Consider the following 15657-nt stretch of genomic DNA (forward strand, 5'->3'; position numbering starts at 1 on the left):
CAAGTCGTAAAGAGAAATCAAAGTTGGGGATAACAGAATGTTAGGCATTATTGGCGGCACCGGGTTGACCGCGCTGGATAATTTAAATATTTCAAAACGCCTGATTGTGCGTACGCCGTATGGCGAACCTTCGCAACCGCTGGTGTTTGGTGAGATCAATGGCAAAGAAGTGGTGTTTCTGGCGCGTCACGGTGGCGGCCATACCATTCCGCCACATGCGGTGAATTATCGGGCCAATATATGGGCGCTGCATTCTGTCGGGGTGTGTGATTTGCTGGCGGTCGCGACCGTGGGTGGCATCGCCCGCAACCTGATTCCAGGCGATATTGTGCTGCCTAACCAGATTTTGGATTATACCTATGGCCGCAGCAATACTTACCATGATGGCATTGAGTTGCCGGTGCGCCATATCGACTTTACCCAACCCTATTCACAAGGCATGCGTGAACGCTGCCTGAAAGCGGCGGCCGATGTGGGCTACAGCCTAGTGGATGGCGGTGTCTATGCCTGTGTGCAAGGGCCGCGGCTAGAAACTGCCGCGGAGATTAATCGGTATGAACACGATGGCGCCACTCTCGTCGGCATGACCGGGATGCCTGAGGCCGTATTGGCGCGTGAGCTTGGTGTGGCTTATGCCGCGATTTGCCCGGTGGCTAATTTTGCCGCAGGGCGTGGTGACAGCGCACAGTCTATCCAGTTTGAGCAGGTGATGCCGTTGTTGCAGCAAACCATGGATAAAGTGCGCACGGTGATTGCGCAATATTTATCTGACAATGACTGCGCAGTTGTTTAAATCCAGTAATTAACCCTAAGGAAAACTTCTATGGCGGTGAAACCTGTGCTCAGAATGGGCGAGCCATTGTTGTATCGGGTGGCCGATAAAGTGACCCAGTTTGATACGCCCGAATTGCATGCCCTGATTCAGGATATGCATGACACCATGACGCAGATGAACGGCGCAGGTATTGCGGCGCCGCAAATTGGCGTCAGTTTGCAGGTAGTGATGTTTGGCGTGGGCGCCAACCCGCGTTACCCCGATGCTGAAGAAGTGCCGTTCACTATTTTGATTAATCCGGAACTGACCCCAATAGAGCAAACAGAAGGGGATGGATGGGAAGGTTGCTTGTCCGTGCCCGGCATGCGCGGCCTGGTGCCACGCTACCAACACTTGCATTATCGCGGCTTAGACCCGCAAGGGCGGGTCATTGATCGTACCGCGAGCGGCTTTCATGCCAGGGTGGTACAGCACGAATGTGACCACTTATTTGGTGTGCTTTACCCCATGCGTATCCGTGATCTAACAAAATTTGGCTTTAATGATGTACTTTTTCCTGGAATAACGCTTCCAGATGACTGATAGTTTGCTATAATGCGCCTCATTCCGGAAGAGTGGCAGAGCGGTTTAATGCTACAGTCTTGAAAACTGTCGAGGGTTCACGCCCTCCGTGAGTTCGAATCTCACCTCTTCCGCCAAACACGTCATGCCGCAGTTTTTGCGGCATTTCTATTTGCAGGTTTTAATTACACATTTAAGGAATCGTCATGACACAAATCATCATCGACCATAACCCGTCAGAAGAAAAGCTGAAAGAACTGGGCGTAAAAAGCTGGAACACATGGGATTGCGCACCTTCAAAATTCCCTTTGGACTTCACTGCAACTGAAAAAGCCTACGTATTAGAAGGCGAATTCAAAGTGACTCCACAAGGTGGCGACACAGTAACAATCAAGGCTGGTGACTATGTTGAGTTTCCAAAAGGCCTGAAATCCCAGTGGGAAGTGGTTAAACAATTGAAAAAACACTACAAACATTTCTAATTGATTTGTTTTAGCCAGTATTCAATAAAAAACCCTGCCTTGCAGGGTTTTTTGTTTTTGGCCCGCGGGATATTCTCAGCGGCCATCTGTTTACAGCCCTCATCATTAAACTTTGCAACATATGCACAGGCTGTAAAGCGAATTCTGAATTGTGCTCTAGCCAAGTGGTTGATATTAAAATACAATCTCACCCTGATTGAAAAATCAAACGCCTTGGGGTGGCTATAACGCCTGAGATCTCGCACACGCGGGAAACCCAATGAACCTGACCCAGATAATGCTGGCGTAGGGACAGGCAGAGCATCTACAACGCAAATGTTTCTGGTTTGTTGGGTCATCCACAAATCTACTCACGTCATTGTCACTCTCACCCTGTCCTTTTTATGTGTCTTAATAGAAAGGATTATCATGAAACCGATTACAAAACCGCTGTCCTTAATTGGACTTTTACTCACCACGCCTGTGTTAGCCGCAGAAGAGGAAGAGACACGCGAACTCTCTGAGGTGGTGGTGAGCGCGGATTTTCGCCCCAGCATCGCACAAAAAACAGCCGTCAGCCTGACTGAAGTGAATAAAGAAACCATAGAGGCACGTGGCGCGCAGCATCTGGAAGAAGTATTGAATCTGGCGCCCAATGTGAATATCTCAGCAGGGGCGTCCCGCGGGCGTTTTTTCCAGATTCGTGGCATGGGCATCCTCAGCCAATATGATAATCCGGTGAATCCATCCGTCGGCTTAATCATTGATGGCATTGATTTTAGCCGCTTGGGTGGCGCCGCGACCATGTTTGATATTGATGCGGTAGAAGTGTTGCAAGGCCCGCAAGGCACTAAGTTTGGCCCGAATGCCATCGCCGGCGCCATTACCATGCGCAGTACCGAGCCGACCAAACAATTTAAAATGCGTGCACAAGCTGGCGTGGGTGAATACAACACGCGTAATTTTGGGGCAGCGGTAGGCGGTACGATCGTTGAAGATCAGTTAATCGGTCGTGCCTCGATTTATACGCACAAATCTGATGGCTATATGCAAAATGACACCTTGGGTCGTGATGACACGCAAAAACAAGATGAATTGACCTTTCGCAGTAAATTTAAATTATTTGCGACCGAGGATTTAACCTTAGATTTCACCTTGATGCATGTGAATGTGAATAACGGTTATGACGGATTTACCTTAGACAACTCCAGGCACAGTAAAGCCAACCAGCCTGGCGTAGATACGCAAAACACCAACGCTTTTGCTGTGAAAGCCAATTGGCAAGCTTCCGATGCGGTCATTATTCAGTCAGAGGCCAGTTATTTAAATTCTTCATCGACCTATAGTTTTGATGGTGATTGGACAACATTAAATGATGGCGAAAAACATAACCGTGATCGCGACAATTACTCTTTTGAACTACGTGCTTTGTCTGATAAGGCGGGCCGTATTTTCAACGACTCAACCGATTGGACGGTTGGCATTTATCGTTTTGTGCAAGATGAGCGTTTTAATTCTCGTGTAGATTATAGAAGTTATGGACCTAGCTACTTAACGCAGATAGCAGGTAAGTACAATACAGAAAATACGGCGGTGTTTGGGCAATTAGATAGCCATTTAACTGACAAGTTGACGCTCGTTTCAGGACTGCGGATAGAGGATTTTAAGGCCCACTATGCCGATAGTGGCTTCGTTGAATCAGCCCCAAGTAGCGTGAAAAAAAACGTGAATGAAACCCTTTTGGGCGCTAAATTGGGCTTGAATTACCAAGCTGACGCGAATCAACTCATCTATACCTCGTTAACCCGTGGTTACAAGCCTGGTGGTATCAATAACAATGCCAGTTTGGCTCAAAATCAAAGGCAGTTTAATACCGAGTATATGTGGAACTTTGAAACAGGGCTGAAATCCAGCTGGCTGGACGGCACGTTGATCACCAATCTGGCGGCTTTTTATGCCAAGCGCCTAGATGCGCAAACACATAGTTCTGCGCAAGTACCGAGCACGGGGATTTTTACGGAGTTCTATGACAACGCTGCCCGTGCCACCCATCAAGGGGTAGAAGCCAGCATGGATTGGTTCTTGACCGATCAATTTCGGATGCTGGGTTCAATCGGGTTGCTGGATGCAAAATTTGATAGCTATAAAAATCCAGATCCGAGCGCATACAGTCCGCAAGGCCGGCAAGTCGCTCATGCGCCTAAATATACCTTTAACTTGGGTTCTGAGTTTTATGCCAATGCAGCCTGGGTAATACGTGCCAATGTCGAAGGTAAGGATGCCTTCTACTTTTCTGACAGCAACAATTCTAAATCCAATGGCTATGCTTTATTAAACGCCAGTGCTGATTATAAGTACGATAAACATTGGAAAGTCAGTGTATGGGCGAGAAACTTATTAGATAAAGATTATGCAACCCGTGGCTTTTACTTTGACAACGGATTCGGTGAACAACGTTACGTGCAATACGGTGAGCCTCGCGTTGGTGGTATCACCGTCACTTACGATTACTAAATCAAGGGGCGCTCATTGCCCGCTTTAATTTTATAAATGTTGGAGTTTATATGCGTATTTCAGTCGATATTAGTTTGTATCCTTTAACCGAAGGCTATGTGGAACCCATTTTGGCCTTTATCAACACACTCGAAGCCAATAAAAATTTGGTGGTGAAACGCAATAGCCTGGCCACGCAAGTGTTTGGCGAATACCGCGATGTGATGGATTGCCTGGATGCAGAAATGGAGGCAGTGTTTAATGCGTTGCCGCACAGTGTATTTGTGATGAAGTTTATTGGCACGGACAGGGCTGATGTTGTCGATGTATAAGCTGCACTCAGGCCATTAATAGTCACATACGCTTTGCGTACTTGTTAACTTATTTGCTGTTTTATCGCCATGAACCAAGATTATTATCAGTCCATCATTGCTGCATTCCATCAAATGTCCGGCTGGGAAATTGCCGCTGCTTTAATGGGCGTTGCCTATATTCTGTTGGCGGCCAAAGAGTCTCAATGGTGCTGGTTGTTTGCCTTTTTAAGCACGCTGGTTTACACCGCGCTGTTTTGGGAGGGGCAACTGCCTATGCAGGCGTTGTTGAATTTTTACTATATGGGCATGGCGATTTATGGTTTTTGGCTATGGCATAAACATGGCAAGCAAACTGACACCTTGCTGATTAGCCGTTGGCCCTGGAAAAACCATCTTGGTTTTATTGTGATTGGTTTGGTGGTGAGTGCGTTGCTGAGTGCCTATTTGCAAAAAACTGGACAATCGCAAAGCCCGGTATTAGATGCTTATACGACAGTTTTTTCTGTCATGAATACCTGGTTGATCGCCAGGAAGGTGTTAGAAAACTGGCTGTACTGGGCGGTGATTGATGGCGCTGCTACGCTGTTGTATGTACAAACAGGCTATTACGCAACGGCCGTTTTATTTGTGTTGAATACTATTTTGGCCATTGCAGGCTTTATTAGCTGGGTGAAGCTTTACCAGCAGCAAACGACTTAAACAGCGCATTTTGGTGACGAGCATTGCCTTTTTATATGCGCTGCATCCACTTCGCCAAATCCGTTTCACCCAGTACATTCATTAAAAACAACAGTAGCTGGTAGCAGGGCGTATTGGCTGTGTGGTCGGGCCAGGCATGCGTTTGAATATAGTGCTGTTTAAATAAAGCCAGTTGTGCGGGCGTGAGTATATATTCGAGCAACACCAGGTCCAGCGCACGTGGCGCAATCACAAATGCATCAAGATCAAGCAGCGCCAACTTATTTGCGTTGATACAACGGAATTGATCCCAGCGTAAATCCAGCATCATCGGGACAAATTCGGTTTCGTGGCAATTGTTTGCCTGTGCTAACACCTCGGCCAGTAACGGTTCAGCAATCAACGGATCGTGTTGCTTAGCCAAAAAAACAAGCGTGGCGTGCAAGCGACTGGCCCATTTGTTTGCAGAAAATTGTGGTGCGTGTAGCTTGCCCCAACTGGGGTAAGTTGATTGATGCAATCGTGCGATATGTTCAGCTAGCTGAATCACCCATTGGTCGGCTATGTGTTCTGTTCCTAAATCTTTACCCGCTAAAAACCGGCTGAGCACAAATCGGTTGGCACCCGCAGCGACAAAATTAGGCACTGTCAGCGCGCCGTTTTTCTCCAAAAAATGATGCGTTAAATGGATCTTGCCCAAGCTGTTTGGAAAGTCGGCTGCAAATAAATGGTTTGCGCCTAACCAAAAGTGAGACTTTGTAATGGTCGCTTCATTACACACTTTTAGTACCATGTCGCCGCTCGCCGTTTGGCAATAAAAAAGGCTATGCGTACTATCCTCAAATTTATTGGGCATAGCGCTTGGTTGGGCAATCAGTATGGGCAAACTGGCTTGCTCGGATGATGTGAGTTGTGGATAGGTAAACATAATCAGGCTGACATTTTAAGTCATCAGACGGTCAAAAAGCCTGCCTGTCGGCAGGTTTTTTTGTTGGCGTGTAACTAGCCCAAGTCAATCAGCAATTGTTCAAAATCAGCCGCAGGCATCGGTTTGGCGAATAAATAGCCCTGGCCAAAGTCGCAATGGATGTCTTCGAGCAAATGCAGTTGGGTTTCCGTTTCTATGCCTTCGGCAATCACTTTAATATTGAGGCGGTGGGCCATTTCAATAATGGCTTCACAAATCGCCACTTCGCTGGAGTTGGCCGCCAAGTTGCAGATGAATGAGCGGTCAATTTTTAAATAGTCGACGTTGAATTTTTTAAGATAGGACAACGAAGAGTAGCCAGTACCAAAGTCATCAATCGCGATATGCATGCCGGCATTGTGGAACCCCATCAGTTTTTCTTCAATGTTACCAACAAGATCCATCAGTACGCCCTCGGTAATTTCAATCACCACGCATTTGGTCGGAAAATGAATGTTTTCGAGCAACTGAATCCAGTTATGCATCATTTCTTCGTTGGCTTTAAATTGCACTGGCGATTTATTGACGGCAATTTCAATCTCGCGCCCCAGCAGCTGTTTCAATTTGGCGCCTTGCTTCACGGCTTCTATAAATACCCAGTTACCAATCTCGTGTATGGTGCCGTAGTGTTCGCAAATAGGGATGAAAATATCCGGGCTGATGTAGCCAAGCTCTGGGTGTTTCCAGCGTAGCAAGGCCTCTGCTTTATTGATGCGGCCAGTCGATAGCTCAATAATAGGTTGATAATGCACAGAAAACTGCTTGAGCTGTAACGCTTGCCGTAAATCGGTAGACAAGCGGATGCGAAAGTCAGACTCTTGTTGCATCAGCTTGGTGAAAAAACGATAGCAGCCGCGGCCTGCATTTTTGGCCACATACATGGCCTGATCAGCGACTTTAAGTAATTGCTGCGCATCGTTGGCATCTTCCGGGTAAATGGCAATGCCGACACTGGCCGAGATAAAGGCTTCTTTTTTTGCGGTAAGAAACGGCTCTGATAATTTGTCGATAATGTGTTGTGCAATATGCGCAATCATCATGTTGTCGTGAATGTCGTTCAAAATTACGGTGAATTCATCGCCGCCAAGGCGGGCGACCGTATCCGACTGACGCACGCATGCGGCAATGCGCGCTGAGGCCTCAATCAGCAGCGTATCGCCAACGTTATGGCCATGGGTATCATTCACTTCTTTAAAACGGTCAAGGTCAATAAAGAGGAGCGCGCATTTTTGATGCTCACGGTGTGAGAGTTTAATGGTTTGTTCGAGACGGTCCTGAAATAGTTGCCGATTAGGTAGCTTGGTCAGTTGGTCAAAGTTAGCCTGTTTGAGAATCAGCGCCTCAGCCTCTTTAATGGCAGAAATGTCTGAGAATAAGCCCACACGCCTGTGCACTATACCGTCGTTCAGGTAGGAGGTGTTGATGGTCAGCCAAGTGGGGAAGGTGCTGCCATTTTTGTGTTTAGTCCACACCTCTCCTTGCCATTGCCCATTGGCCTCAATCGTTTGTTTCTGTGAGCCATAAAAGTCAGCGTCATGCTGATTAGTGTGTAACAAGGTGATGGATTGCCCCTTGATTTCTTCCAGGGTATAGCCGGTCATTTTGCTAAATGCGGGGTTGATGGCTAACATGATGCCATGCGCATCGGTAATGGCCATCGCTTCACTGCTGTTGTTATAGACCAGCCCCGCAAGCTTGAGCTCTTCTTCTACCAGTTTTCTTTCGCTGATGTCTTGCACCGCGCTGATGTAATACAATGGCTGTTGTTGATCATCGCGCAACAAATGCACTGACAGATTCACCCAAACCACTTGACCCATTTTATGCAGGTAGCGTTTCTCTATGCTGAATTGGTCAATATTACCTTGTAATAAGCGGGTGACGGTTTCGGTTTCTTTGCCTACGTCGTCAGGCAGTGTAATTTGCTGGTAGGTCATATGCTGTGCCAGAATTTCTTCCTGGCTATAACCAATGATGCGGCAAAACTCAAGGTTGATTTGCAGAAAATGCCCCGTTAATGCCACTTGCGCAATACCGATCGCTGCATTTTCAAACACAGCATGAAACAAGGCTTCGTTATCTCGCAGGGCTTCTCTGGCTTGATCTCTTTGCTCGGTGGCGACGCTGGAGTGGTAAATATGGTAGAGACTGAGTTGAATACTGTCTCTGAACTGACTAATCAGGTCTGTCACCAGATGGTCGTAGTGATGCTCTTTGTTATCCAGAATGCAAATGGTGCCGAACACTTCGCCATTTGGCCAGTTGATCGGCAATCCATAATAAGAAATCATGCCAAGGGCGACATCCGGGTTGTTCTCCCAGCCTGGGTGGGTGAGTGCATTAGGGATAAGCAACGCTTGATGATTGCTGATCACGTTTTCGCAGTAGAGTCCGGTATTGAGCTTGGCATGTTCTCCCTGATGGTAAACATTACCTTCACTATGGCTAGCGACAAACACTTCGATCTCATGGGCGTGTACACGCATGATCAGTGCGGCAGGAATATGCGCAATACACGCCAGCAAATCTGTCGTAATCTGCCAGCTTTGAAGTACCGTTTCCGGCACGTCAATATCGTCTAGCACTAAATATGTGGGCACGTGCCCGGATCCCTGTTTGACCATAACTACCCCCAATACTGTTCGTAGTCATTTTTGTATGGCATGACACACGTCTTTCTTCTATTTCGGCAATAAATGCCAATTTCTTTACGTATGTTAAGGTAATTGTGCGCTTTTAAAACCGCATAATCAATGTGGTTTAATGCGGCTAAAGTGAAAAGATTTGATAAGAACTAACGGCGTTAGGGTGGTTTAGCAAAGTTAGAAAAACTGCATGATGATGGTAGCCTGGCTGCCACAGGCGAGCCATGTATTCGGCCATCACCAAGGCGTTAATCAAAGAGATAGCGTGATAGTGCGTGTGGTGTTTGGTTTGGAAAACGCCGGATTGAAGGCTGCGTCGCAATAAAAAGCGTGATGAGTACGGTTCGCTTAAAGCGCAGTCAGCGCTTGTTTGAGGGCGGCCGTTTGGATGTCATCTATGGCTTGGCCATGGTGGGCAGAAATCAGAAAACTGTCTTCTACACGGTTGCCCAGCGTGTTGATTTTTGCATTATGTAATTCAATGCCATGGTTAAGAAACACCAGTGCCATGCTGGCCAGCAAGCCTGGTCTGTCGTTCGCAATCACATCCAGTTGCTGAAACGCCGTTGCGGGCTCTTGCTGGTTGGCGACCGGGCGCAAGCTGACCTGAGTCGGAATCGGCATATGCTTGACCTGTCGACTAACACGCCCGCTGATTGGGCTAGGCATGGCCTGGTCGCTGAGCAGTTGGTCGTTCAGGCCTTGTTCAATATGTTTGAGTAAGCCGTTATAACTAATCTGGCGTGTGTCTGGCTCCAGCACAATAAAGTTATCCAGTGCGTAGCCATGCGTGGTGGTATAAATTTTGGCCTGCACAATGTTGTATTGCATGCTGTCAAAAAAGTGACAAATGCGGGCAAAAATTTCTTTTTGGTCGCGGCTGTAAATCATGACCTGAATGCCGTCGCCTTTAGGGCTAAGCCGCGCGCGTACAATCGGCTTTTCTGAGAGCTTGTGCGGAATCAGCAAGCGGCTCTGCCAGGCAATTTCGTCACTGTCAAAACGGCTGAAATAACCGCTGCCAAAGGCTTGCCATAAGGGTTGCACCGAGGACTCTTTAAGGTTAAAGCTACTGAGTTTATGTAGCACCTCCTGCTTGCGTAAACTGAGCTGGGCTTCGGTGTTGAGTGATTGTTGCAATACGCGGCGTGTTTGTAAAAACAGGCTTTCGAGCAGCTTGGCCTTCCAGGCGTTCCACACATTCGGGCTGGTGCCGCGAATGTCGGCCACGGTGAGTAAATACAAGGCGGTCAGGCGATATTCTGAACCCACCAATTGTGCAAAAGATTCAATCACATCCGGGTCTGATAAGTCACTTTTTTGCGCCGTGCTCGAGAGCTTTAAATGCGCTTCGACCAGCCAGGACACTAGCTCGGTATCAGCTTTGGGTAAGCCCAGTTTGTTGCAAAAGCGTCGCGCATCAATGGTGCCCAATTGTGAGTGGTCACCCCCACGGCCTTTGGCAATATCGTGAAAAATGGCGGCTAAATAGAGCAAGTGTGGCTGGCTAAACTCATTAAACAGCTGGCTGCAGAGCGGAAACTCATGGCGTAGGTCTGGCTTGGCAAAGCGGCGTAAATTACGCAGCACATTGAGCGTGTGTTCGTCGACGGTGTAAACATGAAACAGGTCGTGCTGCATTTGTGCAATCACGCGGCCAAATACAGGAATATAGCGCCCGAGGATGCCATAACGGTTCATGCGGCGCAGGCTGCGGTGCACGCCTTCACGGCTTTGCAAAATCTGCAGAAACAGTGCTTTGTGGGCGGCATTTTGCCTGAAATTGCGATCAATTAAGGGGTGCGCAGCTTGCAGTGCTCTGACCAGCGGTGCACTAAAACCGGTGATGGCAGGGTGCTGCTGTAGCAGCTGAAAGCAGCGCAAAATGGCCTCAGGCTTGCGCTCAAACAAGTCTGGGGTTTGGGCGTTTAACAGGCCTTGTGACAGCGTAAAATCCTGATCAATCACGCTGGTGGCTTCTGTCGCCGGGCTCACGCGTGCATGCATGCGCTTGAGCAAGACTTCGTTTTCAATAATCACAGCCCTGGCGCTGCGGTAAAAGCCTTGCATCAGTTGCTCGCTGGCGCGTTTTTGTGGCGTGTTTTGATAGCCCATTTGCTCGGCCAGGGTGTTTTGAAAGTCAAATACCAGGCGGTCCTCGCGTCGTTTGGCCAGCAAATGCAAGCGGATGCGCAGATTTTTTAGCAACCGCTCGTGCCGTTTGAGTTGGCTGGCCTGGCTGCGGTTGAGTAAGCCCGCACGCACCAGGTCGTTCCAGTCATGGCCCAGGCCCTGGCTTTGTGCGACCCATAAAATCATATGCAGGTCACGCAGGCCGCCTGGGCTTTCCTTGATATTAGGCTCCAGGTTGTAGGCCGTGTCGTGAAACTTGGCATGGCGAATTTGTTGCTCACGTAGTTTTTCGGCAAAAAAGCGCGCGCTGTCGAGTTCTGTGTGTAAAGTCTGGGTGAGGGTTTTAAAACTGGATTTATCACCGATGAGCCAGCGCGCCTCCAGCAGGTTGGTCATGATGGTCACGTCCAGCTTGGCTTCATCCAGGCACTCTTGCAAGGTGCGCACACTGTGGCCAATGTTTAAACCGATATCCCACAAAGTGCCAATCAGTGATTCGACACTTGTTTGCAACTGGCTGTCGCTGTTATCCGGCATCAGAATCAGCAGGTCAATGTCTGATTGGGGGAACATATCTCCACGGCCGTAGCCGCCGACGGCAATCAGGCTGGCCGTAAGCGGCAGGCCGTGACTACGCCAGAGTTCTTTGAGTAGTTGGTCAAGCAGGCGGGTATGTTGCAGCAGCAGCGTTTTGGCTTGTGGATTCGCCAGATAAGCGTCTGCAAGTTGCTGGCGTGCCAGTTGTAACGACTCCCGCCAGTGCTTGAGTTGTTCTTTGGCAATCACCGTCATGGTCAAGCGGCTTACAGTACGGGGCGCGGCGGCGTACCGGCAGAGGTGGTCATGATTTCAAAGCCCTCTTCGGTGACCAGCACGGTATGCTCCCATTGCGCTGACAGGCTGCGGTCTTTGGTGACGACTGTCCAGCCATCAGACATAAATTTAATATCGCGGCGACCGGCGTTAATCATCGGTTCTATAGTGAAAATCATGCCGGCTTTCAGTGTCATGCCAGCACCTGGTTTGCCATAGTGCAATACTTGCGGCTCGCAATGAAATTTTTTTCCTATGCCATGACCGCAAAATTCTCGCACGATGCTGTAGCCATTTTTTTCGGCAAAAGATTGAATGGCGTAGCCAATGTCACCCAAGGTATTGCCCGGTTTGACCTTTTCAATACCGCGCCACATGGCCTGGTAGGTGAGTTCGCACAAACGTTTGGCTTGTGGCGTCACATCGCCAACCATAAACATACGCGAAGTGTCACCGTGGTAGCCATTTTTGATCACGGTAATATCGAGGTTGACGACATCACCTTGTTTCAGCTCTTTTTCACTGGGCACGCCATGGCAGATTTGTTGGTTAATTGAGGTGCAGATGGATTTAGGATACGGCGTATGGCCATCCGGTGCATAGTTAAGCGGCGCTGGAATTGCCTGCTGCACATTGACGATGTAATCGTGACAGAGCTGGTCTAGCTTGTTAGTGGTGACGCCAGCCACAACAAACGGGCTGATGTAATCCAGCACTTCGGAGGCCAGGCGACCAGCGACGCGCATTTTTTCGATTTCTTCGGGGGTGTGCAGAATAATTGCCATATGCTTGACGACCTTTAAAGCCAGATCGTTGAGGATCCGATCTTGGGAATCAATAACTAAAATGGCATTCTAACATAGGCATTTATCAGTCATCACTAAAGAAGCACGCCTTTATTGGCGTTAAACCACCATAGGCGTTAAAACGGATATGCCATAAAAAGAAACAGGCGCTGATTTGTGCGATTGATTGCCGCATCGCGCAGGTTGGTGATGTTTTATACTCGGGCGCATAAATCAAGCTGGAGCGAACACATGGTGACACTCACCGAAGCAAGGGCAAACCGGACTGTAAATGACTGGGTCGCTTTTTTACAGCAGGCAGATATCCCGGTATTGCGACAAACCGCCAGGGAGTTGGCGCTACTCCGTGAGCATGAAGAAGAGACTGGCGCACGCGATATTACGCGCGTGGTGATCAATGACCCGCTGATGATGTTTAAAGTGCTGACGTTTGCCAATAATCATCGTAGCCGCCATCAGTTGCAAGACCTGGTGCAGGTAGAGCAGGCCATTATCATGATGGGCACCAGCACCTTTTTTGCCCAGATTCCCGCTGTGCCGCATGTTGAAGAAGTACTCAACCAGCATGTGCCGGCCTTGGTCGATTTACTTAAGCTGATGATACGTGCACACCGGGCTGGTTATTTTGCGGCTGAATTTGCGTCACACCTGATGGACTTGCATGCAGAAGAGTTGCGCGTGGCTGCCTCATTGTATGATTTTGCCGAAATGCTGATGTGGTGTTTTAATCCGGAAGCTATGGCTGAGATCAGCAAGCGTCAAGCTGCCGATAAAACCCTGCGTAGCCGCGTTGTGCAACAAGAGGTGCTTGGTTTTCGCGTGGTGGAGTTACAGGCCGAGCTGGTGCGCGTGTTTAACTTACCCTCATTGTTAACCGATTTAATGGATGAGCAGCGCGCGCATTTGCCCAGAGTGCGCAATGTGCAGTTAGCCGTGAATTTGGCTAGACATTCTGCCGACGGCTGGCAGAATGCGGCGTTGCCAGACGACTATAAGGATATTGCCCAGCTGCTGCATGTAGATGTGGAGCGGGTGATGCATATTGTAGGTGTTTCACACTAGCCGCTTACAGGCTTGCTTAGACCTCAGTGCCGCGGTTTGCCAATAAGTCGGTAATGGCCTGATGCACACGGTCAATCACGCTCTCCCACGGCTCTTCAGCGCCTTGCCTGAATAGCCGCATGCCCGGATACCACGGGCTGTCTTCACGTTGTTGCAACCAGCGAAAGTGCGCCTGATGCGGCAACAATAACCAGACCGGTTTACCAAGGGCCGCCGCCAGGTGCGCAACAGCAGTATCGACTGAAATTACCAAATCCATTTGCATCATCAGCCCGGCAGTTTGGGTGAAATCAGTCAATGCCGGATGATGGCATTCCAGCATCGGAAAGCGCTTGAGCATAATGTGGTCTTCGCGCCGAAACTCTTTTTGCAAGCTGTGCCATTCGACCTCCATTTGCAGTAAAGGCGCCATCTGGTAGAGCGGGATGCTGCGTAGTTTGTCATATTTATTATCAGCATCTCCACACCAGTTAAGGCCTATGCGCAGGCGCCTGGTGGGGCCTAGCAGTTCCTGCCAGGGCTGGCTGTGCCGTTCATTGATGGCAAGGTAGGGCAGGCTGGCCGGTATCGTGTCTGGCAGCGTGTTAAAAACGGCTGGCAGGCTCAGCATCGGGCAATACACATCAAAGTGCGGCAGCGGGCGGCCATCCTGGCGAATGACCTGAGTCGCAGCATCCTGGGCCCAAAACTCATTGAGCAAATCAAACAATGCCTCTGGTACGGCGACAATCATCTGGTTAGGTTTAAATGCCTTGATCAATGGCAGATAGCGGCAATACTGCAAGGTGTCGCTAAGTGTCATTTCAGACAGTATCAGGATACTTTTGCCAACCAGCGAACCGGTTTGGCGCCACAACAAGGTTTCATTGGGGCGCTGGTTGTCGGGCAAGACCTGAAAGCGCGCTGCATACATGGGCCAGCCGGCCTCATACTCGCCTCTGGCCAGTTTTAGCATGCTCAGGTAGTAGCGCGCCTGCGCATGGTGAGGCGCATGCTGTAAGGCTGCTTCCAGGCAAATATAGGCTTCGTCAGCATCACCGTTTTCATATAGTGCCAGGCCCAGGTTGCAGTAAGCCGAGGCATAGCCCGGGTTTAGGGCCAGTGCTTGCCTGAAGTCAGCAATGGCTGCCGGATATTGGCCAAGTTGGCACAGCACGACCCCACGATTGTTGTAAGGCACCGGCAAATTAGGCTGGTAGGCAATGGCCGCATTAAAACTATCGACCGCTGCTTGTGTTTGTCCCTGCAACTGTAAGATCAGCGCGCGCTGATGATAAGCCTCGGCAAAGTCCGGCTGGATATGAATCGCTTGCTGCATGCACTGCAGGGCTTCATCGGTCGCCTGTAACTGTTGGCATAGTATGCCGAGGCGGTAATGAAAGTGGGCGTGCTCAGGGTGTGCAGCCACCGCTTGCCTGAGCATATTTACTGCTTGCTCAGGTTGCTGTGCTTGTAGCATTAAATCCACACACTCACTAAACGCCTGCAATTGCTGTGGGTCGAACTTGGTCGCTGTGCGCAGGCGCAAAATCGCCTCTTGCGTGCGCCCCATATTTTTTAAGGCACGTGCATCCAGGTAATACAGGTGTGCTTGTTTAGCATCGAGTGCAATGGCGCGTTTATAACAATCGTGCGCCGCCTTAAATTGCTGCGTGCGCATATGCAGGTTAGCCAGTTGCACATGTAGCTCAAGTATTTTTGGCTGCAGGTTAATCGCTTGCAGCAAATACTGCTCAGCCGCATGAAACTCATGGTTTTTCAACATCAGTCCAGCCAGCTTCTGGTACGCGTCCCAGCGTTGCGGGTCGTCGGCAATCAGTTTGAGCAGTTTTGCAATGGCTTCGTTGTTCATGGGAGAGACTGCAACACTTCAAACGTTTGCGGATGACCTTAAAATGACAGATGGCGGATTAAGGTACAATAAGCGGCCTGAAGCGTCAACGACCAAA

The 15657-nt window shown here is 49.2% G+C and carries 13 protein-coding genes, 1 tRNA gene and 1 riboswitch; of the genes, 9 read left to right on the forward strand and 5 right to left on the reverse strand.

The features are described 5' to 3' along the window. The first annotated feature begins 37 nt into the window (after nucleotides 1-37). From METH5_RS0111425 to pnuC, 7 genes are all read left to right on the forward strand, one after another. The gene (locus METH5_RS0111425; protein ID WP_029148643.1) at nucleotides 38-793 is read left to right on the forward strand and encodes an S-methyl-5'-thioinosine phosphorylase; all 756 of its coding nucleotides are present in this window, start codon (nucleotides 38-40) and stop codon (nucleotides 791-793) included. Nucleotides 794-823: 30 nt separating this feature from the next. Beyond that, nucleotides 824-1357 carry a peptide deformylase gene (def, locus tag METH5_RS0111430; RefSeq protein ID WP_029148644.1) on the forward strand — a complete coding sequence of 178 codons (534 nt, stop codon included), beginning with the start codon at nucleotides 824-826 and terminating at the stop codon, nucleotides 1355-1357. 26 nt (nucleotides 1358-1383) lie between these two features. Beyond that, nucleotides 1384-1473: transfer RNA gene (locus METH5_RS0111435), tRNA-Ser, on the forward strand. A gap of 69 nt (nucleotides 1474-1542) precedes the next feature. After that, the gene (locus tag METH5_RS0111440; RefSeq protein WP_019881932.1) at nucleotides 1543-1818 is read left to right on the forward strand and encodes a cupin domain-containing protein; all 276 of its coding nucleotides are present in this window, start codon (nucleotides 1543-1545) and stop codon (nucleotides 1816-1818) included. Between the two features lie 204 nt (nucleotides 1819-2022). After that, a riboswitch (TPP riboswitch) is annotated at nucleotides 2023-2128 on the forward strand. A 98-nt stretch (nucleotides 2129-2226) separates the two neighbouring features. Next, nucleotides 2227-4311 carry a TonB-dependent receptor gene (locus tag METH5_RS0111450; protein WP_029148645.1) on the forward strand — a complete coding sequence of 695 codons (2085 nt, stop codon included), beginning with the start codon at nucleotides 2227-2229 and terminating at the stop codon, nucleotides 4309-4311. A 50-nt stretch (nucleotides 4312-4361) separates the two neighbouring features. Beyond that, nucleotides 4362-4622 (forward strand): YkoF family thiamine/hydroxymethylpyrimidine-binding protein, encoded by a 261-nt coding sequence (locus METH5_RS0111455; protein ID WP_029148646.1) that lies wholly within the window; start codon nucleotides 4362-4364, stop codon nucleotides 4620-4622. Nucleotides 4623-4691: 69 nt separating this feature from the next. Continuing rightward, a complete protein-coding gene (gene pnuC, locus METH5_RS0111460) occupies nucleotides 4692-5303 on the forward strand; it encodes a nicotinamide riboside transporter PnuC (RefSeq protein WP_029148647.1) in 612 nt (203 codons plus the stop codon). Between the two features lie 31 nt (nucleotides 5304-5334). Here pnuC and METH5_RS0111465 read toward each other — a convergent pair whose 3' ends face one another. Further along, nucleotides 5335-6210: a hypothetical protein gene (locus tag METH5_RS0111465; protein ID WP_029148648.1), complete on the reverse strand. Its 876-nt coding sequence runs from the start codon at nucleotides 6208-6210 to the stop codon at nucleotides 5335-5337. A gap of 74 nt (nucleotides 6211-6284) precedes the next feature. Continuing rightward, nucleotides 6285-8849: a bifunctional diguanylate cyclase/phosphodiesterase gene (locus METH5_RS0111470; RefSeq protein WP_232411028.1), complete on the reverse strand. Its 2565-nt coding sequence runs from the start codon at nucleotides 8847-8849 to the stop codon at nucleotides 6285-6287. A 235-nt stretch (nucleotides 8850-9084) separates the two neighbouring features. Between METH5_RS0111470 and METH5_RS15955 the strand changes: the two genes are divergently transcribed. After that, the gene (locus METH5_RS15955) at nucleotides 9085-9219 is read left to right on the forward strand and encodes a hypothetical protein (RefSeq protein WP_255337152.1); all 135 of its coding nucleotides are present in this window, start codon (nucleotides 9085-9087) and stop codon (nucleotides 9217-9219) included. Nucleotides 9220-9242: 23 nt separating this feature from the next. Here the strand turns inward: METH5_RS15955 and METH5_RS0111480 are convergent, their stop codons facing one another. Both METH5_RS0111480 and map read right to left on the reverse strand, forming a co-directional pair. Next, nucleotides 9243-11819, reverse strand: a complete 2577-nt coding sequence (locus tag METH5_RS0111480) for a [protein-PII] uridylyltransferase (protein WP_029148650.1) — start codon at nucleotides 11817-11819, stop codon at nucleotides 9243-9245. 11 nt (nucleotides 11820-11830) lie between these two features. Then, nucleotides 11831-12661, reverse strand: a complete 831-nt coding sequence (map, locus tag METH5_RS0111485) for a type I methionyl aminopeptidase (RefSeq protein WP_255337187.1) — start codon at nucleotides 12659-12661, stop codon at nucleotides 11831-11833. Nucleotides 12662-12877: 216 nt separating this feature from the next. Here map and METH5_RS0111490 point away from each other — a divergent pair, with 216 nt between their 5' ends. Then, the gene (locus tag METH5_RS0111490; protein ID WP_029148652.1) at nucleotides 12878-13708 is read left to right on the forward strand and encodes an HDOD domain-containing protein; all 831 of its coding nucleotides are present in this window, start codon (nucleotides 12878-12880) and stop codon (nucleotides 13706-13708) included. 16 nt (nucleotides 13709-13724) lie between these two features. On the opposite strand, the gene METH5_RS0111495 is transcribed toward METH5_RS0111490, so the two are convergent. Next, complete coding sequence (locus METH5_RS0111495; protein ID WP_029148653.1) at nucleotides 13725-15560, reverse strand: tetratricopeptide repeat protein; 1836 nt, start codon at nucleotides 15558-15560, stop codon at nucleotides 13725-13727. Nucleotides 15561-15657: the final 97 nt, after the last annotated feature.

The sequence above is a fragment of the Methylophilus sp. 5 genome, assembly GCF_000515275.1.
Lineage (GTDB): Bacteria > Pseudomonadota > Gammaproteobacteria > Burkholderiales > Methylophilaceae > Methylophilus.